The organism is Terricaulis silvestris (genome assembly GCF_009792355.1).
GTDB classification, from domain to species: domain Bacteria; phylum Pseudomonadota; class Alphaproteobacteria; order Caulobacterales; family Aquidulcibacteraceae; genus Vitreimonas; species Vitreimonas silvestris.
The window spans coordinates 2,730,001-2,754,894 of record NZ_CP047045.1 but is presented as its reverse complement, the minus strand read 5'-3'; the positions used below and the strand labels follow the sequence as shown (position 1 = coordinate 2,754,894).

Here is a 24,894-nt window from a genome sequence, read left to right as displayed (position 1 = left end):
GCCTTTAGCGCTTGAGGAACGGGATCTTGTCGGTGAAAGACGCCTTCTTCGCCTCCACCGGCTTACGCCCCGTGAGTGATGCGGCGAGCGCATCGAGCGCTATTGCTGTCTTCGACAACGGCGCCACTTCGCCGACCATTTGACCGTTGTTCGCGGCCATACCGAACAGCTGGGGATCGAACGGAATCGACGCCACGGGCTCAGCGCCCAGCGCTTCCGCGAAATCCTTGAACGGGATTTCTGGACGCTTCGGCACGCCCACCATCGACAGCACCACCGTCGGCGGAGAGTCATACGGCCGCATCGATTTCAGGAGGTCGATGATGTTCTTGGTGTTGCGCAAGCTCGCCAGATCGGGGCCGGCGACGATGATTGCGTCATCGGCCGCGAGCAGGGTGTGCTTGATCCAGGACGACCAGGCGTGGGGCAGATCGAGCACGACGAACGGGCTGGTGCGGCGCACGCGCTCGATCACGATTTCGTAGGATTGCGGATCGAGTTCAAACTCGCGCTCCAGCGTCGCCGGCGCGGTCAGCATCTGGAGGCGCTGTGTTTGCTTTGTCGTGACGCGCTCCAGGAACACGTCGTCAACGCGATCCGGCGCCATCAGCGCGTCTGCGATCGATTGCGGCGGATCTTGGTTGAAGTCCAAAGCCGCCGTGCCGAATGACAAGTCGAGATCGAGCAGCGTCGCGCTGGATTCTTGGCGCTCCGCGATCGACCAGGCCAGATTGTGCGCGATGGTAGAAGCGCCGATGCCGCCGCGTGCGCCGATCACGGAGATCACACGCCCAGCGAACGGCTTGTCCGGGTTCACATAGAGCCCGCACACGGTGCGGATTACGTCGATCGGCTGCAGCGGCGGCACGATGTATTCGCTCACGCCGCGGCTCATCAGCTCACGGAAGAGGGAGATGTCGTTGACTGCGCCGACGATCACAACCTTGGTGCCTTCCTCGATCACCGTCGCGAGGCGATCGAGCGCATGCAGCATGGCCGGACCCTGCATCAGCGTGTCGAGGATCAAGAGGTTCGGGCTGGCTTGCGATGCAAAGCGCGTGACGGCGGCGTCGATGCCGCCTGTTTCCACGGTGATCTCCGCGCGCGCCATGCGCCGGTCAGCGGTGATTCCGGACACGAGGTCCGCAATCTCATGACGATCGCACGCCGCGTGAATGGTGATCCGCGGCACGGGTTGTTCGGTGGTGCGGCTTTCCTCGCGGGTATAAGCCGCCGGCGCATGCACCGGCGCGAGCGTGGACGCGGTCAAACCGAACGGGTCGTCGCCTTCAAGCGTCGGCGCGGACTGATTGGCCGGCGCCGGCGCGGGCTCGCCATCGAACGGCGGCAGCTCTGCGCCTTCGAGGTCGCCCAGACCGAAGGTTTCGTCATCCTCCAGCACGAACTCGTCGTCCGTGCCAAGGCTCCAGGCGGGATCGGGATTGCTCATGCGTTGGCCCTATTGAACCGCATTGCTGATGGAGACGCGTTCGTCGGCAGTACGTTCAGCGTGTGTCTGTTCGCCGGCGCGGTAAGCATCCATGACCGTGGTGCGGCGCGCGCCGTCACGCGGATCTTGCGCTCGGGGATGCAGCAGGTCGGCAGGATCTTCGATCATCGCGGCGAGGTTCGACACCGTGGCGCAGCCGAAGCTTTCCCACGGCTGGTTGTTGCTCTGGTGCGCGAGATCCTGCTCCCAAAGCGGCGCGCACTCTGGCGCCTGCGCTTCGTAACGGGAGAAGCTCACGATTATCGGCGAAGCCGCGTCACCCGACGCGTCGTAGGACGAACCGGCGACGGCCGCGTACGAAACGCCCGCCTCAACCAGCGACATCCGCGTTTCATTGGCGACGATTGAGGCTGCATCCGAGTTGCCGGCGCCAGAAGGCGTGCTCAACACCAGCGCGCCGTGGCCGTAGCGCAGATAGTTGTTCGCGAACGCATGCAATTGCGCGCGCGCGGCCGACGAAAGCGCGACATCGCCGGGCGCGACCGGCACTTCCATGCGTTGGGCGGTTTGCGTCACCTCGATGCGGTGATTGTCGGCCGCGGTCGGGTTCGGCGCCATGCCGGGAATGGGATCTGGCACGCTTGCGCACGCCGTGAGCGCGCTCACGCTGATCAACAAGAGGGGCAAGCGGGATTTCATGGCGTGCCTCATTCGATCACGTGCCCATGCGGGCCGTGCAGGGTTTGAGCGTTTTGCTCGTCGGCGTCGCCTTGTGCGGACGCCGGGCGATAGAGTGCGTTCAAGCGGCCCGTCAGCAGGCTTTCGCCTTCGCTCGGGTTGCGGAAGCCGTCAGCCGGCGTGCGCAGACGATCCGGGCTCGTCGGCCGCACCAGGTACGGCGTGACGATGATGACCAACTCGGTCTCGCTGTTGACGAAGTCTCGCGAGCGAAACAGCGAGCCAAGGATCGGCGTGTTCATGACGCCCGGTACGCCTTCGAGCGCGTGACGCGTGCGTTCCTGAATCAGGCCGGCCAACACGATCGAGCTGCCCGACGACATTTCCAATGTCGTTTCCGCGCGGCGTACCTGCAGGGCAGGGATGTTGATGCCGCGGATCACGGTCGTGGTGCCGTCATCGTTGCGGATCGGCGTGTCGCCGGTGGAGATCGCGCCTTCCGAGGTGAGTTCGCTCACTTCCGTGTTGATCTTCAGCGAAATGTTGCCGCCGGACATGACAATCGGCGTGAACGCCAAGCCGACGCCGAACGGTTTGAACTCGACCGAGATTTGCCCGTCATCGGAGTTGACCGGCACCGGGAATTCACCACCCGCGAGGAAGCGCGCGGATTCACCGGAGATCGCTGTCAGGTTCGGTTCAGCCAGCACGCGCAACAAGCCCGCGCGTTCGAACGCTTCGATCGAAGCATCGGTGCTGCGCGATTGCTCAACGTGCGCCGGGCCGTAAGTGACAGTACCATCAGCTGCGACTTGGTAGCCGCCAACACCGGCGTCCGCCGTCGTAATGTTCGGATCGACGTTGCCGGTGGGATACGCATAGCTGTTCGGACGCAGAATGTTTTCGGCGATGCCGCCAGCAGCGGAGAGGCCCCCGAGTATCTGTCCGTTGATCGAGAAGCCGTTGGCCGTCGCGAGGTTCAGGAAGTCGTCTTCGCCGATCAGCTGGTTGATCATCTCGTCGTAGTTGGCGTTGATGCCGAGTTGGCGCACCAGGGTGCGGCTCATCTCGACAACGCGCACGCGAACCATCACCTGCTCGCTGCCCTGCACCTGGATCAGGTTGACGATGCGCTGTTCGGCGCTAGCGCCGCCGGCCGCACCGCCGGCGCCCGTTGTCGCCAGATATTGCGTCGCGATGAGGCGCGCGCGATCGGCGTCAGCGGCGCTGCGCGCGCTACCCGACAGCACGATCGAACCGTTCACCGCCTCGGCGCGAATTTGCGATTCCGACGAGTGCCGCGCCAGGATGTCGTTGAGCGGCGCCACGTCCGGCTCGACACGAATTTCGACGTTCGCGATTTGACGGCCGTTGGCGTCGAAGAAGAAGATGTTGGTCTGTCCGAGCTGACGGCCGATGACATAAGCGCGCCGCGCCGTGCGCACCGTGGCGTCGGCGATGGCCGGGTTGGAGATCAGGATGTCGCGCGCATCGGCCGGCAGATCGATGATCGCCGACTTGCCGAAGGGGAGAACCAGCGACGCCGATTGCGTGCCGCCGCCATTGTTGATGCGCATCGTCGGTGACGCATCCGGCGGCTCGACCTGCGCGCTGGCATAAGTCGGCGCCAACGCCATTGCCGCGGACAGCGCCGTGGCGAGTGTTACCCGAAGTGACTTACGCGGGCTCATCTGCTCCCCCCGGAGACGGCGCCAAATGAATGTATCTTCACCGAGCCTGATTGCTGACCGAGCGTGCGACCGCTGGAGCGGCCGGTCATGCCGACGGTTTCGACTTGCACGCCGCGAAGCGCCAGGCTCACCGTGCCGAGTTCGCTCGCGAGCGCGAGTTGACGGGCATCTTCTTGCATCAGCTCGAGCACGGCGACGCCGGCTTCGATGGTGGCAGGCGCTTCGCCTTCGGTCTGTGTCTGCGTCGTTTCACCCAGCGCCATGACACGGATGTCTTCGAGCACCACGTTGCTGGTGACTTGCTCGCCAGAGCCGCCATCACGGTTCTGAATGCGCGTGGTGACGATCACGTCGACACGATCGTTCGGTTGAATGTAGCCGCCGGCGGCGGTTTGTTCGTCAATCTCGATGGCGACAGCGCGAAAGCCCGGCTCAAGCTGAGCCGCCAGGAAGCCGCCGCCGTTCGGCTGCACAACGGCGCCGGTGGTGAACGGCTCGCCCTGGGCGAACGAACGGCGCGTCACGGCGCCAACGAAATCCGCTTGCGCCGAAGGCTGGTGGGACAGGCGCACGAAGCTCGGCGCCAATGAATCCGTTGGGAAAAGCACGACCGCGAGATCGCTCGGCGTCAGCGCCGCGCCTTGCGGCACGTCGCGCGCGGCGACAAGCACTTGTTCTCCGGCAATCGCGGCGGCGTCAGCGACGGGGGCCGCGGCCTCCCGCTGCCCCATGCTGCGAATAAGTAGAAGCGCGCCAATAGCTGCGATGGCTGCGACGACCAGAACGATCAGCTGACGCGCTGACATAATGCACTACTCCCCGCGCGATTGATCCCGAAGCACCCCAGGCGAACAGAGCATGGCGCGCCTAAAGCATGGTTAACGCGCCAAAACGAATGACAGAGATGGAATGGCCATGAGGCCGCCGAACATGATGGCGACGCCATATGGAATTCCGTTTTGTTTTTTGAGCAGGTGATTGAGGAACGGCCGACCGGTTTCCTCGACCTTGACGACTTGCCGCGCCGCCAAGAGCGCAATCGCCATCACGCCCCCCGCGACAACCGTCCAGTACATGAACGGCATAAAGAAGCCTTGGAAGCCGACCCAAACCGCGGTGGCAGCGAAGAGCTTGGCGTCGCCGCCGCCGATAATGTTGGCGGAGAAAAGGAAAAATCCGACCACGAGGACGGTTACGCCGAACAGCAAGTGCCAGCCGATCTCGATTGGCGCCATGCCGGAGGCGAGGGCGGCGATGGGAAAAATGGCCGTCAGCGCGATTGATACCCAATTCGGAATGATCAAGCGCGCGATGTCGGAGCAGGCCGCATAGATCAGCAGTCCCGCGAACGCAGCCAGGCTCAGAGCGTCAATCATCCGGTAAGATGTGACCTGAGCCGTCTTTCAAAAGCGTGAAGAGTCGGCGTGGAATGCAAGTTGTTCGAGTAGAGCCAAAGAAAAACGCCGTCCCCGAGGGGGACGGCGTTTGCAGGAAGGGAAAACAAGGACGCAAACGCGCCGCCAGTTAAGGCGGCGCGCCGCGTTAGCGCTTACGTGTTAGCCGCGCCGAGCTTCGTATCGATGGTTTCGAAGGTCGTGGTCAGCTCTTCGCCCACCGCGCCAACGGCGACGATGATGGCGACGCCGATCAGAGCAGCGATCAGGCCGTATTCAATGGCAGTGGCGCCGTCTTCGTTATTCAGGAAACGCTTCAACATAATATTCTCTCCGATTGTCGAGTGCTTTTCACCGGCCCGGTGGAATGTCGCACCCGACACCCAACCCAGACGCAGGATGGAAACTACGGGAGAACGGTAAAGATTGCGGCCATGCAACGAGGTGAAGGTTGGGTTAACTGCAATGCTGTTTCTGCACGGCTTGCCGTTTTGTCACATCGTCCGCGAGCGTGCGTTCTTAGCGATCCCGAAACCAATTCGCGGGTAGCTCTACTATAAAGAAGAGAAGGAAGAGCTGATGCGCGCCTCGCGCTTTCTCATTTCCGCGCTCGCCGCGGCGGCCATGTTCGTCAGTGCTGGCGTCGCGCAGGCCCGCGATATCCGCGTTGCGCTGGACCAGGCTTTTCCGATCCGTCTGAGTGAAGCGGCGGAGGGCGTGGCCATCGGCAACCCCACCATCGCCGGCGTCTCGGTGCAGAACGATCACTTTCTCTTTGTGACCGGCCGCTCCTACGGCTCCACCAATTTGGTGGTCGTAGGCGCCAACGGCCGCGTGCTTTATTCCGGCCGCGTCGTGGTCACCCCGGACGAGACCGACGTTGTCATGGTCACGCGCGGCATTGAAACGGCGCGTCTTGAGTGCACGCCGCTCTGCCGTCCGCGCCCGGATATTGGCGACGGTGAGCGCTCGGCGGCCGCTCAGGATCAGATCACGGGCCGCGGCGGCGTTCGCTAACGCGCGTTTACGTAGTCTTTTGACGGAAAATAAGCCCTTCGGCGCCTAAGATCGGCGCTTCGGAGAGCCAATGTTTTCGCGCACTAGAGCCAAGCTGAGAGCGTTTCGCCGCGCGCGCGAGGGCATCGCCGCGCTTGAATTCGCCATCGTCGTGCTGCCGTTCTTTCTGCTGACGATCGGCCTCGCGGAAATCTCCATGATCGGCTTCGCGCAGACCAGCCTCGATTATGCCGTTTCAGAAACAGCCCGTGGAATTCGGACGGGCGAGGCCCAAATGGGCGGCCTCGACGAAGACCAGATCCAGCAGCGCCTCTGCGATCAGGTGAACAACTTCGTCGTGCTCTCTTGCGATGGCAATCTGTTTCTCGACGTCAGTCGTTTCGACTCCTTCGTCGATGCCGACAATGACAACCAGGAACCGATCGAGGGCGGCGAATTCGAGGACACCGGCTTTGGCTATGACCCGGGCGCCCCATCTGACATCGTTGTCGTGCGCGCTTACTATCGCTGGGAAATCATGACGCCGCTGTTCGAGCCGGTCTTCGAGAACGTTTCTGGCGGCGAACGAATCCTGGTTTCGACGATGATGTTCCGCAACGAGCCCTACCAATGAGCCTGGTTCGCACCCTTCGCCGCTTTGCGGTGGACGAAAAGAGCGGCTTGGCCGCGCTCGAGTTCGCGATCATCGCGCCGATGATGATCTTGCTCGTGTTCGGTTCGGTGGACCTGATCGACACTCTGGGCGCCAACAAGCGGGCGCAAAACGCCGCCTCGTCCATCGCTGACGTGGTCGCGCGCGACGATGCGGTGTCGAATGCGGAAATCGACGGCCTCTGGGCGGCGCTCGACGTGCTCATGTACCCGGACCAGGGCGCGAGCATGCAAATGCGCGTCACCAGTGTCCAGATCGACACCGCAACGAGCGCGCGCGTGGTTTGGAGCGAGGGGCACGGCATGACTGCCCGTGTCGCCAACACGACCGTTGATCTGCCCGCACAAATGATGACGCCGGGCACCAGTGTCATCATGACGGAATCGACGTACCCTTACACGGCGCCACTGGGCTTCCTGCACACGGGATCGAGAAACCTCGAGCACGAATCCTATCGCCGCTCGCGCCTCGTGGACCCGATCCCGCGCGTCCCGTGATCGTCACTTGACGGGGCAGGTGATCGCGGGACACTCCCGCGATGGAAGATCCCAAGACACCCGCTGAAGCCGTCGATCGGCTCGAGGCTCTGCATAAGCGCGCCGTTGAAGCGCTTATCGCGGCCGTTAAGCGCTTCGCCGAAAAGGGCGTTCCACCGACCGCCGAAGAGCGCGCGCTGTTTCGCTATCCCGAACTGCGCGTGACCTACCTGCCAGGCAGCCCAATCCCGCGGCTCGCGCGCGCCTACGGCCAATTGATGTGGCCCGGCGAGTACGTCGTCTCAATCACGCAGCCGGCTTTCTTTCGTAACTACTTGATCGAGCAACTCGAATTGCTTGTGCAGGATTACGCCGTCGAGCTCAGCGTCCGCGTCAGTGACACGGAAATTCCGTACTCATTCGTGCTCGACGCCGCGGGCGCCGTCGCGTTCGATACCGTGCCAGCGGAAGACCTCGCGCGTCACTTCCCGAGCCCGCGCTTGGCGCAAGTCGGCGATGCGGTCGTCGACGGCCTGCGCATCGAACGCCTCGATGGGTCGCGGCCGCTCGCGCTGTTCGACGCGCCGCGCACCGACTATTCGCTGAAGCGGATCGAGCACTACACCGGCGCGCCTTGGCAGGATGTGCAGCCGTGGATTCTTTTCACGAACTACCAGCGCTATGTCGATGAGTTCGTGCGCTGGGCCGCTGCTGGCGTCACCAATGGCCCGAAAGGCTGGGCGCTCTCGTGCCCAGGCCAAGTGCGCATCGAAGCGGGAGACGCGGACGCGGAGTTGAAAGCGCTCGCCGCGCCCTGGCGCAAATACCAGATGCCGGCCTATCACTTGACGACGCCAGACGGTGACGGCGTCACGCTCGTAAACATCGGCGTCGGGCCTTCTAATGCGAAGACGATCACCGATCACCTCGCCGTGCTGCGTCCGCATTGCTGGCTCATGATCGGCCATTGCGGCGGCCTGCGCCACACCCAGCGCATCGGCGATTACGTGCTGGCGCATGCTTATCTTCGCCGCGACAAAGTGCTGGACGATCGCGTCCCGCTCGAAGTGCCGATCCCGGCGATCGCCGAAATCCAAATTGCGCTGCAGCAGGCGGCGACCTCCGTGTCGGGCGACAAGGAAGACCTCCGCCGCCGCCTGCGCACCGGCACGGTCGTCTCGTACGCCGACCGCAACTGGGAGCTGAACTACAACCAGGAACGCCAGCTGCTGTCGCAATCGCGCGCCATCGCCGTCGATATGGAAAGCGCCTGCGTCGCCACCCAGGGCTTCCGCATGCGCGTGCCGTACGGCGTGTTGCTCTGCATTTCCGACAAGCCGGCCCACGGAGAGATCAAGCTGCCCGGCGTCGCCGACCGGTTCTACGACAGCGCCATCGGCGCGCACCTCCGCATCGGTCTGGAGACCATCGCGCTGCTCAAGCAAAACCGCGACCGGTTGCACTCCCGCAAACTCCGCGCCTTCGACGAACCGCCGTTCCGATAACTCGAAAAATACGTGCAGAGTTAGCGCGATTTTAGCCCTGCCGCTCCTAGCGTCAGGTCATGACCGATCACACTGCCACAAGCCTTAACGAAACCGGACTCGCCAAGCCTGCATGGGCGCGCGCGGCGGCGCCTTGGGCCTTTGGCGGCGCCATGCTGCTCTCGGCGGCGCTGGTGTTTTCGCTGCAGCCGATGTTCGCAAAGATGGTGCTGCCCCGTGTCGGCGGCGGCGCCGCGGTTTGGACGGTCGCACTTGTGTTCTTCCAAGGCGCGCTGCTCGCCGGCTACTCGTACGCGCACTTTCTCACCTCGCACCTGAGCTTCGCGCGCCAAATCATCGTCCATGCCTGCGTGCTGCTGCTCGCCGCCTTCTTCCTTCCGATCGCCGTCGCTGGCGGCTTTGAAGCGCCGCCGGACTCAGGGCAGGGCCTGTGGCTCATCGCGCTGTTCAGCGCGTCCGTCGGCGCGCCGTTCGCCGCTGTCTCTGCCACCGCGCCACTGTTGCAATCGTGGTTCGCGCGCACCGGCCGCGCCGACGCCGGCGATCCCTACTATCTCTACGGCGCTAGCAATCTCGGCAGCCTCGCTGCGCTACTCGCGTTTCCGCTGCTGATTGAACCCGCGCTCGGCGCCAACGCGCAATCGGTGACGTGGTCGCTCGGCTTCGGCTTGCTCGGCGCGGCGATCATGGGTTGCGCCGTGCTTGTGTGGCGCACTGGCGCTTCGCTCACCGAACAACCGCACGCCGTCGCCGGCGCTGTCGCGCCGTGGATGTTGCGCGCGAAATGGGCGTTGTTTGGCCTGTTGCCGTCAGCTTTGCTCGTCGCCGCCACCACACACATCAGCACCGACGTCGCCTCGGCGCCGTTGCTCTGGGTCATCCCGCTCGCGCTCTATCTCTCCGCCTTCATCCTCGCCTTTAATCAGCGCACCTGGGTGCCTGCGAAAGTCGCCGCCATCGCGCTGCCCGCGCTCGCCGCCGTCACTTTGGTGACCGGCTGGTCCGCTGGCGATTGGCGCATTCTTTCGGTGACCGTGCTCGGCACGCTCTGGCTCGGCACGTACGTCTGCTGCCGCGCGCTTTACGAGATTCGTCCTGAAGCGCGGCTGCTGACGGATTTCTATTTGTGGATGTCGCTTGGCGGCGTTGTCGGCGGCGCGCTCACCGCGCTGGTTGCGCCGGTCGTCTTCCACGGCGTGCTGGAATGGCCGATCGCCGTGGCGTTCAGCCTGCTTGCGCTGCCCGGCGGCAAGACACTCTCGCGCCCGATGCTGATCATCTTTGGCGCCTGCCTCGCGATCACCTTGCTCGCTGCGCTGCTTGCCGCGCTCAATATCTCTGGCGGCCAACTCGTCGCCGCCGGCCTTGTTGCCGGATTGAGCGCCATCATCGTCGGCCGCGATAACCGCATGCTGATGACGCTTGCGTGCGCCGCAATCATCCTGATGGGCGCAACGATCCAGCATCGCGGCGTTTCCTTCGCAGACCGCAGCTTCTACGGCGCGGTGCGCGTCACCGATGACGGCCCTTGGCGTCGCTTCGTGCACGGCACCACGCTGCACGGTGTGCAAAGTCTCGATCCCGAACTCGCGCACACCCCAACCGGCTACTACGGCCCGCTCACCCCAATCGGCAGCACCTTCACCGCGCTCAACAACGCCGGCGGTTTGCAAAACGTCGCCGTGCTTGGCCTCGGCGCCGGCGCGATGGCGTGCCATGCGCGGGCAGGGCAGAGCTGGACCTTCTACGAAATCGATCCACTGGTCGTGCAGGTGGCGCAAGATCGCCGCCTCTTCACGTTCCTCTCCGACTGCACGCCGGACGCGCAGGTGATCGTCGGCGACGCGCGCCTCGAACTCGCGATGCAGCCGCGCGGTGCCTACGATCTTGTCGCCGCCGACGCGTTTTCGTCCGACGCCGTGCCGACGCACCTAATCACCGCCGAAGCTATGCGGCTCTATCTCGACAGCGTCGATGAAGACGGCGTCGTCCTGGTGCATGTCTCCAACCGCAACCTCGCCATGGCCGATGTCGCCGCCCGCGCTGGGCTCGCGGCCGGAGCTGTCGTGATCCAGCGTCTCTACCTGCCTGAAGAGCGCAGCTACGCGAACTTCGGCTCGCAAGTGGTAGCGATGGCGCGGACACGCGAAGCGCTCGAGCCGCTGCTGGCCGATCCGGCTTGGCAGATGTCAGCCCCGCCGCCTGGCCGCGCCTGGACCGACGACTACTCGAACATCCTCGAGCCGCTGATCCAGCGCATCCAGCATCCACTGCAAGCTCACTGATTTGACGCGGCAGCGTGCACGCGCCATCTAGCGCGTATGCACGATAGGCTAGTGAACTTCGACCGCATCCTGAATTTCCGCGACTTCGGCGGTTGGGACACCGCAGCCGGCGGCAGAATCGCGCGCGGCAAGCTCTACCGCTCCGCGTCCTTTCACGACGCGACCGACGCGGATATCGCGCGGCTCAACGCGATGGATCTGCGCTTCGTGGTCGATCTGCGCCGCCCCGAAGAACGCGCGCATGAGCCAACGAAGTGGAGCAACGAAAACTGCCGCGTCATCTTCAATGACGAAGGGGCGGGCGGGTCGTCGCTGCCGCCGCACCTGGTTGCACTGCTGCAAAGCGATCTCACGCCGCAAGCGACACGCGCCTACATGCTCAGCCTCTACCGCGAGATCCCTTACGATCCGCGCTTGATCCGGCTCTACCGCGATTGGTTCGCCGCGCTCGGCGAGGGCGGCGCCGGCGTTGTGCACTGCGCCGCTGGCAAAGACCGCACCGGCATCATCTGCGCGCTGACGCTGATGACGCTCGGCGTCGATGAAGAGACCGTGTTCGCCGACTACGACTTCACCAACCAAGCCGTCGACATCGAGAAGCGCATGCCGAAAATTCAAGCCCGCATGGAAGAGCGGCTCGCGCGCAAGCTAGACCCCGCCGCACTTCGGCCGATGCTTGGCGTTGAGATCGATTACCTGCGCGCCGCGCTCGATGAAATTGCGTTCAAGCATGGCGGCGTGGACGCCTATCTCGCCGATGTTTTGGGCGTGGGCGCCGCGGAGCGGGAATCCTTACGCGCGCAACTCACGGTTTGATGTTTTTTGGTGTCGCGCCCACGGCGTCGGCCTATGGTGCGCCCGGGGGAGCAACGCGCAGCTGCAACGAGGTCTGCCCATGCCCACGATCACCACCAAAGACGGCGCAGAGATTTTCTACAAGGATTGGGGCCCGCGCGACGCGCAACCCATTGTCTTCCATCACGGCTGGCCGCTCAGCGCCGATGATTGGGACAACCAAATGCTGTTCTTCCGGCTGAAAGGCTATCGCGTAATCGCGCATGACCGGCGCGGCCACGGCCGCTCAACACAGACCGACACCGGCAACGAGATGGACACGTACGCCGCCGACGTCACCGAACTCGCGAAGGCGCTCGATCTGAAAAATGCGGTACACATCGGCCACTCCACGGGCGGCGGCGAAGTTGCGCACTACGTGGCGCGCGCCGAAGCTGGGCGCGTGTCGAAAGCGGTGCTGATGGGCGCCGTGCCGCCGATCATGGTGAAATCCGACAAGAATCCGGGCGGCCTACCGATCGAAGTGTTTGACGGCTTCCGCGCCGCGCTCGCCGCCAACCGCGCGCAATTCTGCGTCGATGTGCCGAGCGGGCCGTTCTACGGCTACAACCGCCCGGGCGCGAAGGTCGATCAAGGCGTGATCGACAATTGGTGGCGCCAAGGCATGATGGGCGGCGCGAAGGCGCACTACGATTGCATCAAGGCGTTCTCGGAAACCGATTTCACCGAGGATTTGAAAACGATCAACGTGCCGGTTCTACTCATGCACGGCGACGACGATCAGATCGTACCGATCGCGGATTCCGCGCTGCTCGGCATCAAGTTGCTGAAGCAGGGCGATCTCAAAGTCTACAAAGGATTTCCGCACGGCATGGCGACGACGCACGCCGACACTATCAACGCCGATCTGATGACTTTCGTAAAAGGTTGAAACGAAAAGCGGGCCTTCGGGCCCGCTTCAATCTTCGAAGCGCTCCAGCTCGGTGGAACAAGTATTCGGCGTTGGTGCGCGCGAACGCGGCCTTACGGAGCAATCTCGTCGCTTAGGAGCGCCACGGCTCGGCGGACACTTATCTGTCAGAAGTGCTCGGCGTTGGCGCGCCGGAGCGCGCACGCCTGCGCGACACCCCGTCCGGCTAAATCTACGATCCGCATTGATTGCCGGCCGCGCATGCGCCGCGCGTGCAATCCCGCGCTGTCACGCAATAAGCCGCGTCCGGCGGCAGATAGCCGGGCGTATCGAGCTGGCATGATCCGACGCCGCTCGGGGTGATGACGCACTGGGCGCCAATCGGGCAATCGCGATTCTCGACACACTCGGACCGACACCGACCGGCCATGCACACCAGCGGGCTGTGGCACTCGCTGTTGCGCGTGCATCCCGGCCCAATTTGAGCGCCCTGCTCGCCGAATTGTGCGACGGCCGGGGTTGGCTGCGTCAGCGCGACGAACGCCGTGATCGCAAAGGCGGCCGCCACCAGGGCGAGGAAACGGGTCATGGTGTTCTCCCGTGGGCAGCGTATCATGGCGCCAGCGGGAGGAAAGCATGCACAGAACGCGATTTGCTCTTTTGGCGGCAGGGTGCATGGCTCTGGCAGGCGTGGCGTTCGCACAAACGCAAACGATCAGGCCGCCCGTGCTCCAACTCCCATCGACCGTGCCGACGCCGCAAGGCGTCGCGGGCGAGGGGCTCTACGTCGCCGGCGCCGATCGCGTCGCCATTAGCGGTGACACTTTGATTGTTGGGCTGGCCGCACCCCGTGGCACATATCAGGTGTCCGCCCGCGCCGTTATCGCCAACGATCGCGAAGGCGATGGCGCCGTCGCCTGCAGGCTGACAATGAATGGCGGCGAGATCGATTATTCTTCCATTTCCGTCGCGCCACACACGCGCCAGGACATCACCCTGCTCGGTGTCGCGGCGGCGACCGCCCCAATCGGCGCACACATCGAAATGCGCTGCAGGAATGCCGGCGCCTCCACCGCGACGACCGTACGTTGGGCTCGGGTGCACGCGCTCATCGTTCCGCGTGTCACCGGCTCGGCGCCACAAGGCAACGAGGAGCGTTAGTTCGCCGCGCGCGCCACGCGCGCGCAAGTTGCTGCTGTGATATCGGCCGCACGCGCCCGCATGCGCGTGCAACCCGTGACGCGAAACGCGCCTGCTCGCCCGAGCCGGGTTAAGGAATCAACAGTGCCAGCTGGGTCAGCAGTGCCGCAATCGAAGCCGCGTTGCCTCCGTTTTGTAGCCAGCGCTCCCACAAGGGCGTTGCCTTTAGGATAGCAGTCCTGTCGTCCTCAGCCTTGCCATCGAGGGCGCGAACTAAGGCTACGAGTTCCGTGTCAGAGGTGTCCGAAAGGAAGCCGCGTCCGTTTCTAAGTTCTCGGAGAGCTTCGAGGCCAACGGAAATGTTGCGGTCCGCGTGAAGTTCTTGGACATCAGTAGCCTCCAGGAGTGTCGGATAGCCAACGCTCGTGTTGTTCGTGACGACGGCCTTTCCGATGCCCGAGATTTTTATAAGCGCCATTTTTGTTCTCTAGTTCGCCGCGCCGGCTTTCCGCTTTTCCATCATGCTTTCGAAGTTCGACCAGACGCCGGTGTCGCCGTGCCAATCGCCTTTGGTGGCGGCTTTCGAGTATTCGGTCGCGCGCGCTTCGAAGAAGTTGGCGTGTTCGACGCCGTTGAGGATCGAGGTCAGCCACGGGATCGGGTGTTCAGTGACGCCGTAGATTTTCGGCAAGCCAAGCTGCCCCAAGCGCCAGTCCGCGATGTAGCGGATGTATTGCTTGATATCGTCCGGCGTCATGCCCTGCACCGGGCCCATCTCGAACGCCAGATCGATGAACTTGTCTTCCATCGATACGACAGTGCGGCAGCACTCGGCGATGTCGTCCTTCACTTCTTGCGTCAGCGCGCCCGTTTCCTTCGCGTAGGCGTGGAAGAGTTTGATCATGCCTTCGCAGTGCAGGCTTTCGTCGCGCACTGACCAGGTCACGATCTGACCCATGCCCTTCATCTTGTTGAAGCGCGGGAAGTTCATCAGCATCGCGAACGACGCAAAGAGCTGCAGGCCCTCGGTGAACGCGCCAAACATCGCGACGGTGCGCAGGATGTCAGCGTCGCTCTCGACGCCGAACTTGCCCATGTAATCGTGCTTATCACGCATCTCTTGGTAGTCGTAGAACGCCGCGAATTCGCTTTCCGGCATGCCGATGGTTTCAAGCAGCAGCGCGTAGGCGGCGACGTGGATCGTCTCGATGTTCGAGAACGACGCGAGCATCATCTTGACCTCGGTCGGTTTGAACACGCGCGCGTAGCGCTCCATGTAATTGTCGTTCACCTCGATGTCGGACTGGGTGAAGAAGCGGAAGATCTGCGTCAGCAGATTGCGTTCCTGGTCGTTGAGCTTGGATGCCCAATCCTTCACGTCCTCGCCGAGCGGCACTTCTTCCGGCATCCAGTGGACTTGTTGTTGGCGGCGCCAAAACTCGTAAGCCCACGGATAGCGGAACGGCTTGTAGCCAATCGAAGGGGTGCGAAGGCCCGTCAGTTTGCCCTCGTTGTCGCCAGCCATTCGCAAACTCCCTTTCGAAGCCAGAACATAACCCTAGATATAGGGATTCAGCGGCCCAGTGGCCACTACATCTGGCGTATTTCGGGCTGAGTCTCGTTTAAGAATGGTTACCAGCCCCGGCCGGCGACCATGGAGTGATTCAGGGTCGGCGGAAGAGAGCGTATCTGGCGGCGTTGTGGAGAAGCTGGTTCTAGCGCGGATAGGGCTCGCAGCCGACGCCGTCGAGATCGCGGTCCAAGTGCTCGCCGTAGCCCGGATCACCGAAATAAACTGGCGCTGCGCCTGCGGCCCGGGCCTCGGCGCAATTCCGGAACGGCGTGGCCCAGACCTGGGGTGGCGGGGCGACTCGCTCGAGCCGGGATTCGTTGTTGTGAGAGCTAGCGACGAAGGCGCGCGCCCGAACCGGGGGTAAGGGGCCGACGCGCTCGGACCGGGGCTCGTTGTCGCGAGAGCTGGCGACGGAGGGCGCGCTGAGCCGGCGCCGTCGGCGGGAGCGCCGTTCGCAAGCACGGCCTCGCCGGCCAAGAAGCCGACAACGCCAATCATCGCGCCGAGCGCAACAATGCCGCGCATGCGCCATGCTTGGCGAAGAGTGATGGGCGACCGCATGTACCTCCAGCGGAAGCGTCGCGCGGATCGATTAAGCCTTGGGTAAGCGGCAGCCTTAACGGCGATGGCGGCGCTTAGCGCGCTGGAGTGATCGCGAACGTCCACAAAGAGTCGCGCGCCGCATCGTCAAAGCTGAGGAAGGCCGCGACGCCAAAGGCGACCCCAAACAACGCGAAAGCTGCCAATTGCCAGGCCTCGCGCCGCTGCGATCGTCTAAGCTGCCGTCGGACCCAAAGCGTGCTCATGGGGCACGCCTTGCAAGAACCGTGGCAACGTTTGGTTAGGGATAAAAGTCCGACGCGCCTAGCGGCGCATCGTCAGCGTAACGCCGGTAAACGCTTGCTCTTGGGTGTAGCTTTCACGGCCGACGCGGGTGGATTCCTCGCGTTCCACATAGGCCAGCGAAGCTTGCACGCCGTTGCGCTCGTAGGTGACGCCAGCGGCCATATCGCCCACTTCGACGCGGTCTTCGAGCGCGAGCCCGCCACCGCTACGGCCGCCAAACTCGCTGCGGCCACCGCCAGGCTGCCAGGTCAGGGCTTCGTCTTCCGACGCCACGAACATGTAAACGGAGGGCTCGCTGCCGCCTTCACGGCGCTCCACCATGCCGCGGCCAATGCGCAATTCCGAGCCACTGCCGCGGCGATCAGAATCGTCGTCCGCATTCAGGGTCGCGCGCTGCGCCACCGAGACATCGACTGGCGAATTGCCGCCGCCGGCCGAGACTTCCAGCTCAAGCCGACGCGGCGCCGGGCCATTTTCGGACGTCGGCGTTAATTCAAACCGGGGCGCGATATCGCGCTGGGAGGTCACGCCAATGGCCGGGGCGCTACCTTCGCCAAGCGCCGCCACGGGGTCATGAAAGGAAACTGGAACCGGCGGGCCTTCCTGGGCCGCCGCAATCGTCACGCCCATGAGCGAAGCTGCGAGCGCGGTGCCCGCTAGCATCACTTTGGCGAAAGAACTCGAGCTACCCATTAACAGCCTCGTTCCGATACTCTCGGAGCGGCAATGCATATTGGCTGCCACAGGTTCCACTCTGTGTTAAGCCGATTGCTACCGCTATCCGAAATTTTCTCCAGCACGGCGCGCTCAGTGCCGCATTGTTAAGGTGAATCCGGCGAAGGCCTCTTCCTCGGTATAGGTGCGCGCGCCTTGACGGACGCTCCATTCCCGCTCGACGTAAGCCAGCGACGCCTGAATGCCGTAGCGCTCGTAGGTGACGCCCGCTTGGATGTCGCCGATCTCGACGCGGTCCTGCAACGCGAACGACGCGCCTGAGCCGCCGAATTCACTACTAACGCCCGGCTGCCAGATCAGCGCTTCATCTTCTGAAGCGGCGAAGATGTACCACTTAGGCTCTGATGAGGGCACGTCGCGGGGCATGTCGCGCAAGCCCCGGCCAAGCCGGAGTTCCGAACCGCGGCTCTCGCGTTCGATTTCGCCCTGTTCGTTAAAGCCGACGCCGCCGCGCTGAGCGAACGCTACGTCGAAGCCCGAAACGGCGCTGGTGACGATCGAAAGCTCGTAGTCGCGGTTTTGACTGGCTTCGCGCGATGCGCGCGGCTCGGAGGGGGCGAGGCCTATAAAGCGCTGCGCGCCCGGCTCGCCCACGGAAAAGGAAAACCGGTCGCCAAACGCCGTCGCAGGATCTGCGAAGTCAACGCCATCAAGAGCGGCGTAGGAAGCGTTTGGACCGACCGCATCTTCGGCGGTTGCGATGTTAGCTGCGAAACTGACGAACCCGACCAACCCAACGACCACGAGCTTGCGTAAAAGCATCGCGATCTCCTCCTAATGTCAGATGAGATTGCTGTAAGTAAGGTTACCGAAGTCCTAATGGCTGTGCGGTTGAAACGCAGTCGAACAGCAGTGTGCGCGTGCGAACACACTGCATTCGTTGACTTTGCATGGCGGATTAGCTCTTTGGAAGCGGCGGCAGTGTGCGCTGCATCACGATGACATCGAGCAGCCGCCCGAACTTCTCGCCGACATTCTTCATCGTGCCGACGTGTTCGAACCCCAGCTTGCGGTGCAATCCGAACGACGCAGCGTTGGCGCTATCGCCGATCACGGCCAACACCTCGCGCACACCGTCGCTTCGCAAAGTCGTCAGCAATTCCTTCAGCAGCAACGCGCCCGCGCCCTGGCGCTGCGTGGTCGGTCCGACATAGATCGAGACTTCGAAGGTCTTGGCGTATGCCTCGCGATCGCGGAATGGTTGTGCGTAGGCAAAACCCAGCACCCGGCTCAGATCAGAACTCGGTGAGGCCACGAAAAACGGCCAGCCGCGCTCGACGATCTTGCCCCAGCGCGCCGTCATTTCCTCCAGCGAGGGCGGCTCGATCTCGAACGTGCCGGTCCCGGTCAGCACGTGATGGGCGTAGATGAGCTGCACATATTCCAGGTCCTGCTGGAAGCAGGGCCGGATGATGAGGGGGCTGGGGTGGGGCGCCATCTGCCTCCGGTCCTCCGGTTGGCGGCCTGGGTCAAGTCTCGGCCCCTTGCTGAATGGTCATTCACGGGATGCCAACCCAACCGCGATAAGATCGGCTTCGAAATGGGTATGGGTGGGATCAATCCGATCCGGGCGTTAGCTCTGGGCTTCGGACTGGCTGCGTTGGCGGCCTGCGCATCGACGCCCGCGCCGATCTCGACTGGCCCTGGCCGGGCGTACTCCCGTCCTCAACCGCAGCTGCCGGTCTACAACGGCGAAGAGCCCCGCGTGGCGGACTACGGCGCCAACCTCCAGTGCGTGCCGTTCGCCCGAAACGCTTCCGGCGTCCAAATCTACGGCGACGCCAATACGTGGTGGATCCAGGCCGCCGGCCGCTATCCGCGGTCCAACCAGCCGGCTTTCGGCTCGGTTTTCGTGATCCAGGGCTACAACACGTCGGCCCGCGGCCATGTCGCGGTGGTGACCCACATCGATTCCAGCCGTTTGATCCGGGTCGATCACGCCAACTGGCTCAATAACGGTGAAATCAGCGTTGGCGTGCCGGTTCTCGACGTCTCGCCCAACAACGACTGGAGCGAAATCCGCGTCTGGCACATCCCCGGCGGCCATTGGGGTGGGCGCATCTACCAGGGGGAAGGCTTTATCCACCCCTTCACGCTGCACGCTGCCCTGAGCTGAAGGTTCCCGTTAAGCATTATTGATGCCGGGAGCAGTCTAGCGTTAACCTGTATTACTCGCGGATTGGACAACATCTAGTCTAACCTGTCGTTTGTTTACCATATGAACCGCACCTTTCTAGAAGTTCAGCTGTCAAATTAAGTAGTTCTTTACTGGCCCCGCCGCTTTCTGTGTCCCAGTTTGGGTCAAGGGCCCGTCTGGGCAACATGGGCATGTTGGATTCCCGCGCGCTACTCATCGCTGCTGCGGCCGTCACCGGCTTTGCCGGTCTGCCGACCGAAGCCAGCGCATTGACGCCAATGTCCATGGATATGGACATGGCCGTCGATCCGTCTGTCACCGATGGGCCGTCGAACTACGCCACCATGGCGCCGCGCGAGTTCGCGCCGCTGCCGGATGCGGCCTATGAGCCAACCGCTCGCATCACCAACCGTCGTGCGCGTTTGCAGTGCGTGCCGTTTGCGCGCCGCGAGTCCGGCGTTGAGCTTTATGGCAACGCCAACACCTGGTGGCGCCAGGCAGAAGATCGTTACGAGACCACGCAGGAGCCTGAAGAGAAGGCCGTGATGGTGCTCGAAGGCTACAACACCACCGCGCGCGGCCATGTCGCTGTCGTGCGCGAGATCGTGTCTTCGCGTTTGATCGTGGTCGATCACGCCAATTGGCTGAACGGCGGCGAGATCACGCGCGACGTGCCGATCCGCGACGTGTCAGCGGCTGGCGATTGGAGCGAAGTGCAAGTGTGGCATGTGCCCGGCCGTCATTGGGGCGGGCGCACCTACCAAGTGCAGGGCTTCATTCTGAACATTCTCGCGGAAGCCGCTGGCGATGCACCGCCGCGCAACCAGAACATCGCCGACGTCGGCGACGTTCCGCTGAGCTAGCCTTCAGCGCCGTCCGGCTTCGGCGCGCGCTTTTCTCGCGCCGAACCGTTGGTGACGCCGAAGTCTTCTGACTTCGAGCCGCCCCCAGCCATCGTGAAGCCTTCAGCCGTAAGCCCGCGCTTAAGCAGTTCGCGCACAGCCGAGGCCCGGCTCGGCATCCGGCGTTGAAAACGCCAATCGTCCACAGCCCTCAGCTCTTCCTCTGTCAGCATGATCTGAAGGCGCTCGCCGCGAGTGAGATCAGCCATGGGAATTCCTCGGTCTCCAAAGTTCCGATGCTAACAATGAGTAAGATGAGCAGAAGTTCCCAAGTGATCAATCGGCACTGTTAGCATTCAATCCGTATTAGTATTCAGAGGCTAAAAACAAGATAAATCACTAATAGACACAGCATTAATCCGCGGCTTCACAGTAAAATGGAAAATAATTGAATCGACTCTCTTCCGCCGAGACCTATGATCAGTCTTGCCTCGATCTGAATCAGTGGTCGCAGTTCGCGATTTTCGGATTTGGGCGCGCGCAAAGGCGCGAGCTTGATGTCTACTGAAACGTCCAGTCGCCCGGTCACCTGGGTCTCTAATGTCTTTCACGCCCTTGGGCGTGTCGTTCGTCCGCGTCCCTCTTCAATGCGCGGCGGCTCAGCCAAGCTGCAGCCGATCTCGGAAATTCTCTCACGCACCGGCCGGGAACCTCGCGCGCCGGAGTAACGCGCCGTTTCATCGCACTTGATCTCGCGCTAGCTTCGCGCCGCCGGAATGGGGATTTCGGCGCGCGAACGAGGGGATAGCGACATGGCCAATGTGGCGGCGGCGGGCGTGCAGGCGCCTGTGAAGCGCAAGGCAAAAGCAAAGCACCGCGGCGGCATTCCGCTTTTCCGTTGGCTCACACAGAACATCGTGTGGGAGCTCTTCATCCTCGCCTGCATCATCGCCAACGCCGCGATCCTCGGCTACGACGCGCACTTCGGCGAGACCAACGCGTACCACGCTCAAATCGAGCAGTGGAATATGTACTTCCTCTGGATCTTCACCGCCGAACTCGTGCTTGAGTTTTTCGCACAAGGTCCGTCGAAATACTTCCGCAGCGGTTGGAACATCTTCGACATCATCGTCGTCGGCTTAAGCTACGTCGCGGTGAACCCCGCCATCTCCGCGTTGCGGACGCTGCGCGTGGTGCGCGTCTTCCGTCTGATCAGCGCGGTGCCGCAGATGCGGCGCGTCGTCGAAGCGTTGTTCAGCGCGCTGCCGGGCATCATGGCGACGTTCGCGATCCTCGCGATCGTTTTCTACATCGGCGCCGTGATGGCGACGACGCTCTTTCACAACGAGCCCGGCTTCGGCGATCTCGGCGAAAGCGCACTGAAACTCTTCGCGCTCACTCAGTTCGACGGCTGGGGCGACACCATCAACCAACTCCAGCCCCGCTATCCGTGGGCCTGGGTGTTCATCATGGGCTTCACCATCATCGCGGCGTTCGCAGTGTTGAACCTGTTCGTTGGCGTCATCGTCGAAGCCGTGCAACACGCGCCGCGCGAGGCGATTCAGCAAGACATCGACGAGGTGCAGGAAGATGTCGAAGTGATCGCCACCGCGCAGGAGGACGCCGCCGTTGTGCAGCAGCGCATCCTGGATGAAGTCCGCGCGCTCCGCGCCGATGTGGCGGCCCTTCGCGGAGGTGGCGCGCCGCCGGCCTAGCGGCCGCTCTCGCCAGCGTCCGCGATCAGCGTCGGCGGCGACAGCACTGTGTTGATGCCTTGGATCACGCCGTTCGACGCTTCGACATCCGGCATCACCACCAGCTGATCGTTGATGCGCAAACCATCGCGCCCATCGATCGTGACGCGGTAGCCGCTCGACGCTTCCGGCCGCACCACGGCGCCGCCGACGGTCTGCGTCGTCACGCGCTCGGCGACGACGTGATACGCGAGCAGCGCTAATAGCTCTTCGCGGTTCTGCGGCTGCATCAACCGCTCACGTTCGGAGCGGCGCATCTGACGAAACGCTTCGTCGGTTGGCGCAAAGATGGTGAACGGCCCTTCACCGCGTAGCGTCTCTTCGTAGCCCGCGGCCTGAACCGCGGCGAGAAACTGCGTGTACTGGCCCGTCGCCGCGGCGACATCGAGCACATCGCCTTGCGGCACGGGCGTTTCCGTCTGCGCGACTTCAACGAAGAAGCGATCGCCGACTTGAGCGATCGCCGGGGGCGCGGCGCAAATCGCGAGAGCAATCAGGGCGGCGCGGGAGAGGGGGTGCAGCTTCATGGGAGGGGAACCCCGCCGGTCGCCTGCGGTTTCATGCCCATCGCATCGGACTAGCGCTGCAGCGCAGCATCAGCGACAATATCCCTATGTCCGTCTGGTCCAACATCGTTGAAATGGCTGCCCACGCCTTCGATCCGGAGGCCGATCCGCCTGAATTCAACGAAGAATGCGCCCCGCGCCCCAATGACGTCGGCTTTACCGCCGCCGTGATCGGTTTGGCCGCGAAAATGGCCAGGGCCGACGGGATGACCACGGAAGCCGAAATGGCCGCTGCCGCCCAAGTCTTTCGTCCGCCCCCAGGCGAGGAAGAGCATTTCCGGCGCGCCTTTGTCCTGGCCCAGCAAACCGTCCTAGGATTTGAATCCTACGCAAAGCAGATCGGCCGCAAGTACCGCGCCCGGCCCTGCCTGCTCGAGGACGTCCTCGACGGCCTGTTCCACATCGCTGGCGCCGACGGCGTCGTGACCCAGGCCGAGATCGATTACCTCGAAGAGGTCGCCTCCCATTTCGGCTTCAGCGAAATGGAATTCCGCCGGATCAAGGCCACCAATCTCGGTCCCAACGCTGGCGATCCCTATGCGATCCTGGGCCTGCTGCCCGGCGCGAGCATGGACGAAGTCCGCCACGCTTGGCGGCGCATCGCGGCGGAAAACCACCCCGACCGCATGCTCCAGCGCGGCGCGCCGCCGGAGTTTGTGGAAATCGCGCGGGACAAGACCGCCGCAATCAACGCCGCCTACGCACGCATCCGTGAAGAGTTGAGTGTAGAGGCGAAATAACCACGCCCCCAGCACGCTCCAAGCGCGCCGCATTGATCACTGACGCTTCCCATCCATATTGGTCCAGAGGAGCTCCCCGCCCATGACCGCAAACGCCGCCGACTTTGGTTCCGCCACTCTAAGCGCCCTGTTGCGCGCGGCAGGGCTTTTGGCGCTCGCGATCGGTGCAGCTCTGGCGTTCGTGTTTGCCTTCTTCGCCGCCGTCGTCGTCGGCCTGATGATCGCCGGCGCTGCACTCGCGATGCGCATCTGGCCGCGCCGCGCTCGTGCGCCGCAACCGTCCACGCCTGGCGTGTTCGAAGCCCATCGCACGCCGAATGGCTGGGTTGTCGAAACCTCGACACGGAAGTCGTAACGCTCGCGCGAGAGGCGCCCTATAAGGCGCGTCGTGACTGAGCTTTCCTACATCAAGCGCCCATCGCCCAATTTCGACGCGCGCTCGCGCCCGATCGATCTCGTCGTGCTGCACTATACCGGCATGCAGGACGCCGAGATCGCGCTCGCGCGCCTCACCGATCCCGAACCGGTCGCCGGCAATTATCCAGGCCCCTGGCAAAGCGCGAACGTGATGAAGGACGCGGCGCTCGCCAAAGTCAGCGTGCACTACGTCGTCGATGAAGCCGGCAAGATCTACAGCCTCGTCCCGGAAGAGCATCGCGCCTGGCACGCCGGGCGCGGCAGCTGGGAAGGCGAGGGCGACGTCAACGCGCGCTCGGTCGGCATCGAGATCGTCAACGGCGGCCACGATTTCGGTCTGCCTGATTACACCGATGCCCAGATCGACAGCGTCATCGCGCTCATCAAAGACATCTTCACCCGCTGGCCTGCGCTCAATGCTTCCCGCGTCGTCGGCCATTCCGACATCGCCACCGAACGCAAAGCCGACCCTGGCGAAAAGTTTCCCTGGAAGCGCTTAGCCGACGCCGAAGTCGCGATCTGGCCTGACAAAGCGCCCGCGCAAGAACCGAGCGACGACGTCATCTCGCGCGCGCAAGTCCAACTCGCCGCGTTCGGCTACGACGTCACCCAAAGCGGCATCGTCGACACTGGAACGAAGGCCGCGGTGGTCGCCTTTCAGCGCCGCTTCCGCCCGTCTAATCTCGACGGTGTCCTCGACGAAGAAACCCTAAACCTGATCGGCGCCGTGCTGCGGCTTAAGCCGGTGGTGATTTAGCTTCGCGCTTGCGTGCGGACTCGATCAACAGCCAAACGAAAACCGCGAGATAGATGAGCTTCAGCGCTTCGGACGCTTGTTGGCCCGTCGACGCGGCGTAGAGCGCGTAACTCTCAGCACAGAAAGTTGCAGCGAGCGCGACGGCGCCGAGCACGCGCCGCCAACCGGATGAATCCATCACCACAGCGGCCGCGCACCAGACCAAGAACGTATAACCCAACACCTTTTCCAGGCGTTGCCCCAGAATGTCGAAAGCGAGGTTGTGCAGGGCCGGCGACCGAACACCTTCGCTGATGGCTTGGAGCAAGAAGATCGCGCCAAGCAATCCGATCGCGGCGCAGGCGATCCAGGTGATCGGTCGCGGCAGTGGGAAATCGAACGTTGCCGAGGCGAACAGCAGGAAGCTTACGCCTAGCGCGATGTGGATCGCTATTTCGACGCTGCCGCCCAGCGCGCCAACAGCGATCGTCGCCGGCACGCCCAGCAAAAGCACCAATGCACCAGTAAAGCCCCGCGGAGACCGCATGGACCTAG

Annotated in this window: 30 protein-coding genes; 14 read left to right on the top strand and 16 right to left on the bottom strand. The window is 63.3% G+C overall.

The genetic code is table 11. The features are described 5' to 3' along the window. Nucleotides 1-4: 4 nt before the first annotated feature. From DSM104635_RS14170 to DSM104635_RS14145, 6 genes are all read right to left on the bottom strand, one after another. A complete protein-coding gene (locus tag DSM104635_RS14170) occupies nt 5-1,450 on the bottom strand; it encodes a CpaE/TadZ family protein (protein WP_158766830.1) in 1,446 nt (481 codons plus the stop codon). A 9-nt stretch (nt 1,451-1,459) separates the two neighbouring features. After that, nucleotides 1,460-2,149: a CpaD family pilus assembly protein gene (locus DSM104635_RS14165; protein WP_158766829.1), complete on the bottom strand. Its 690-nt coding sequence runs from the start codon at nt 2,147-2,149 to the stop codon at nt 1,460-1,462. Nucleotides 2,150-2,157: 8 nt separating this feature from the next. Next, nucleotides 2,158-3,819 carry a type II and III secretion system protein family protein gene (locus DSM104635_RS14160; protein ID WP_158766828.1) on the bottom strand — a complete coding sequence of 554 codons (1,662 nt, stop codon included), beginning with the start codon at nt 3,817-3,819 and terminating at the stop codon, nt 2,158-2,160. After that, nucleotides 3,816-4,625 carry a Flp pilus assembly protein CpaB gene (gene cpaB, locus DSM104635_RS14155; RefSeq protein ID WP_158766827.1) on the bottom strand — a complete coding sequence of 270 codons (810 nt, stop codon included), beginning with the start codon at nt 4,623-4,625 and terminating at the stop codon, nt 3,816-3,818. The genes DSM104635_RS14160 and cpaB overlap by 4 nt, the downstream gene beginning before the upstream one ends. Nucleotides 4,626-4,697: 72 nt before the next feature. Next, the gene (locus tag DSM104635_RS14150; protein WP_158766826.1) at nt 4,698-5,195 is read right to left on the bottom strand and encodes an A24 family peptidase; all 498 of its coding nucleotides are present in this window, start codon (nt 5,193-5,195) and stop codon (nt 4,698-4,700) included. A gap of 173 nt (nt 5,196-5,368) precedes the next feature. Then, the gene (locus DSM104635_RS14145) at nt 5,369-5,536 is read right to left on the bottom strand and encodes a Flp family type IVb pilin (RefSeq protein ID WP_158766825.1); all 168 of its coding nucleotides are present in this window, start codon (nt 5,534-5,536) and stop codon (nt 5,369-5,371) included. Nucleotides 5,537-5,792: 256 nt separating this feature from the next. Between DSM104635_RS14145 and DSM104635_RS14140 the strand changes: the two genes are divergently transcribed. The 7 genes from DSM104635_RS14140 to DSM104635_RS14110 all read left to right on the top strand — a co-directional run bounded on the left by DSM104635_RS14140 (nt 5,793) and on the right by DSM104635_RS14110 (nt 12,874). Continuing rightward, nucleotides 5,793-6,230, top strand: a complete 438-nt coding sequence (locus tag DSM104635_RS14140) for a pilus assembly protein N-terminal domain-containing protein (protein ID WP_158766824.1) — start codon at nt 5,793-5,795, stop codon at nt 6,228-6,230. Between the two features lie 70 nt (nt 6,231-6,300). Continuing rightward, entirely contained in the window at nt 6,301-6,843 is a 543-nt protein-coding gene (locus DSM104635_RS14135) for a TadE/TadG family type IV pilus assembly protein (RefSeq protein ID WP_158766823.1), read from the top strand. After that, nucleotides 6,840-7,379: a TadE/TadG family type IV pilus assembly protein gene (locus DSM104635_RS14130; RefSeq protein ID WP_158766822.1), complete on the top strand. Its 540-nt coding sequence runs from the start codon at nt 6,840-6,842 to the stop codon at nt 7,377-7,379. Before DSM104635_RS14135 ends, DSM104635_RS14130 begins: the two co-directional genes overlap by 4 nt. 41 nt (nt 7,380-7,420) lie before the next feature. After that, nucleotides 7,421-8,863: an AMP nucleosidase gene (locus DSM104635_RS14125; protein WP_158766821.1), complete on the top strand. Its 1,443-nt coding sequence runs from the start codon at nt 7,421-7,423 to the stop codon at nt 8,861-8,863. 59 nt (nt 8,864-8,922) lie between these two features. Continuing rightward, nucleotides 8,923-11,148 carry a spermidine synthase gene (locus DSM104635_RS14120; RefSeq protein WP_158766820.1) on the top strand — a complete coding sequence of 742 codons (2,226 nt, stop codon included), beginning with the start codon at nt 8,923-8,925 and terminating at the stop codon, nt 11,146-11,148. Between the two features lie 51 nt (nt 11,149-11,199). Beyond that, nucleotides 11,200-11,964 carry a tyrosine-protein phosphatase gene (locus tag DSM104635_RS14115; protein WP_158766819.1) on the top strand — a complete coding sequence of 255 codons (765 nt, stop codon included), beginning with the start codon at nt 11,200-11,202 and terminating at the stop codon, nt 11,962-11,964. A gap of 79 nt (nt 11,965-12,043) precedes the next feature. Then, nucleotides 12,044-12,874, top strand: coding sequence for an alpha/beta fold hydrolase (locus tag DSM104635_RS14110; protein ID WP_158766818.1), 831 nt, complete (start codon nt 12,044-12,046; stop codon nt 12,872-12,874). A 211-nt stretch (nt 12,875-13,085) separates the two neighbouring features. Here the strand turns inward: DSM104635_RS14110 and DSM104635_RS14105 are convergent, their stop codons facing one another. Continuing rightward, nucleotides 13,086-13,442: a hypothetical protein gene (locus tag DSM104635_RS14105; protein ID WP_158766817.1), complete on the bottom strand. Its 357-nt coding sequence runs from the start codon at nt 13,440-13,442 to the stop codon at nt 13,086-13,088. 86 nt (nt 13,443-13,528) lie between these two features. Between DSM104635_RS14105 and DSM104635_RS14100 the strand changes: the two genes are divergently transcribed. Next, the gene (locus DSM104635_RS14100) at nt 13,529-14,014 is read left to right on the top strand and encodes a hypothetical protein (RefSeq protein ID WP_158766816.1); all 486 of its coding nucleotides are present in this window, start codon (nt 13,529-13,531) and stop codon (nt 14,012-14,014) included. Between the two features lie 109 nt (nt 14,015-14,123). On the opposite strand, the gene DSM104635_RS14095 is transcribed toward DSM104635_RS14100, so the two are convergent. The 6 genes from DSM104635_RS14095 to DSM104635_RS14070 all read right to left on the bottom strand — a co-directional run bounded on the left by DSM104635_RS14095 (nt 14,124) and on the right by DSM104635_RS14070 (nt 18,585). Next, a complete protein-coding gene (locus DSM104635_RS14095) occupies nt 14,124-14,471 on the bottom strand; it encodes a hypothetical protein (protein WP_158766815.1) in 348 nt (115 codons plus the stop codon). 9 nt (nt 14,472-14,480) lie between these two features. Further along, entirely contained in the window at nt 14,481-15,518 is a 1,038-nt protein-coding gene (locus tag DSM104635_RS14090) for a ribonucleotide-diphosphate reductase subunit beta (protein WP_158766814.1), read from the bottom strand. A gap of 190 nt (nt 15,519-15,708) precedes the next feature. Then, on the bottom strand, nt 15,709-16,098 hold the full coding sequence (locus DSM104635_RS20185; RefSeq protein ID WP_407703492.1) for an excalibur calcium-binding domain-containing protein: 390 nt from the start codon (nt 16,096-16,098) through the stop codon (nt 15,709-15,711). 332 nt (nt 16,099-16,430) lie between these two features. After that, nucleotides 16,431-17,105, bottom strand: coding sequence for a hypothetical protein (locus DSM104635_RS14080; protein WP_158766813.1), 675 nt, complete (start codon nt 17,103-17,105; stop codon nt 16,431-16,433). Between the two features lie 114 nt (nt 17,106-17,219). Then, nucleotides 17,220-17,909: a hypothetical protein gene (locus DSM104635_RS14075; RefSeq protein ID WP_158766812.1), complete on the bottom strand. Its 690-nt coding sequence runs from the start codon at nt 17,907-17,909 to the stop codon at nt 17,220-17,222. Between the two features lie 136 nt (nt 17,910-18,045). Next, nucleotides 18,046-18,585: a GNAT family N-acetyltransferase gene (locus DSM104635_RS14070; protein WP_158766811.1), complete on the bottom strand. Its 540-nt coding sequence runs from the start codon at nt 18,583-18,585 to the stop codon at nt 18,046-18,048. A gap of 108 nt (nt 18,586-18,693) precedes the next feature. Here DSM104635_RS14070 and DSM104635_RS14065 point away from each other — a divergent pair, with 108 nt between their 5' ends. Next, entirely contained in the window at nt 18,694-19,263 is a 570-nt protein-coding gene (locus DSM104635_RS14065; protein WP_158766810.1) for a CHAP domain-containing protein, read from the top strand. A 212-nt stretch (nt 19,264-19,475) separates the two neighbouring features. After that, nucleotides 19,476-20,147, top strand: a complete 672-nt coding sequence (locus tag DSM104635_RS14060; protein ID WP_158766809.1) for a CHAP domain-containing protein — start codon at nt 19,476-19,478, stop codon at nt 20,145-20,147. On the opposite strand, the gene DSM104635_RS14055 is transcribed toward DSM104635_RS14060, so the two are convergent. Further along, nucleotides 20,144-20,395, bottom strand: coding sequence for a hypothetical protein (locus DSM104635_RS14055; protein ID WP_158766808.1), 252 nt, complete (start codon nt 20,393-20,395; stop codon nt 20,144-20,146). The genes DSM104635_RS14060 and DSM104635_RS14055 overlap by 4 nt on opposite strands. A gap of 543 nt (nt 20,396-20,938) precedes the next feature. On the opposite strand from DSM104635_RS14055, the gene DSM104635_RS14050 reads away from it, so the two are divergent. Continuing rightward, complete coding sequence (locus DSM104635_RS14050) at nt 20,939-21,841, top strand: ion transporter (protein ID WP_158766807.1); 903 nt, start codon at nt 20,939-20,941, stop codon at nt 21,839-21,841. On the opposite strand, the gene DSM104635_RS14045 is transcribed toward DSM104635_RS14050, so the two are convergent. Further along, nucleotides 21,838-22,407 carry a fasciclin domain-containing protein gene (locus tag DSM104635_RS14045; protein ID WP_158766806.1) on the bottom strand — a complete coding sequence of 190 codons (570 nt, stop codon included), beginning with the start codon at nt 22,405-22,407 and terminating at the stop codon, nt 21,838-21,840. The two genes, DSM104635_RS14050 and DSM104635_RS14045, sit on opposite strands and share 4 nt — an antisense overlap. 86 nt (nt 22,408-22,493) lie before the next feature. On the opposite strand from DSM104635_RS14045, the gene DSM104635_RS14040 reads away from it, so the two are divergent. From DSM104635_RS14040 to DSM104635_RS14030, 3 genes are all read left to right on the top strand, one after another. Further along, nucleotides 22,494-23,186 carry a TerB family tellurite resistance protein gene (locus DSM104635_RS14040; RefSeq protein WP_158766805.1) on the top strand — a complete coding sequence of 231 codons (693 nt, stop codon included), beginning with the start codon at nt 22,494-22,496 and terminating at the stop codon, nt 23,184-23,186. 82 nt (nt 23,187-23,268) lie between these two features. Next, a complete protein-coding gene (locus DSM104635_RS14035; protein WP_158766804.1) occupies nt 23,269-23,541 on the top strand; it encodes a hypothetical protein in 273 nt (90 codons plus the stop codon). Between the two features lie 33 nt (nt 23,542-23,574). Next, complete coding sequence (locus tag DSM104635_RS14030; RefSeq protein WP_228445699.1) at nt 23,575-24,360, top strand: N-acetylmuramoyl-L-alanine amidase; 786 nt, start codon at nt 23,575-23,577, stop codon at nt 24,358-24,360. On the opposite strand, the gene DSM104635_RS14025 is transcribed toward DSM104635_RS14030, so the two are convergent. Continuing rightward, nucleotides 24,341-24,886, bottom strand: coding sequence for a hypothetical protein (locus DSM104635_RS14025; protein WP_158766803.1), 546 nt, complete (start codon nt 24,884-24,886; stop codon nt 24,341-24,343). The genes DSM104635_RS14030 and DSM104635_RS14025 overlap by 20 nt on opposite strands. Nucleotides 24,887-24,894 lie beyond the last annotated feature (8 nt).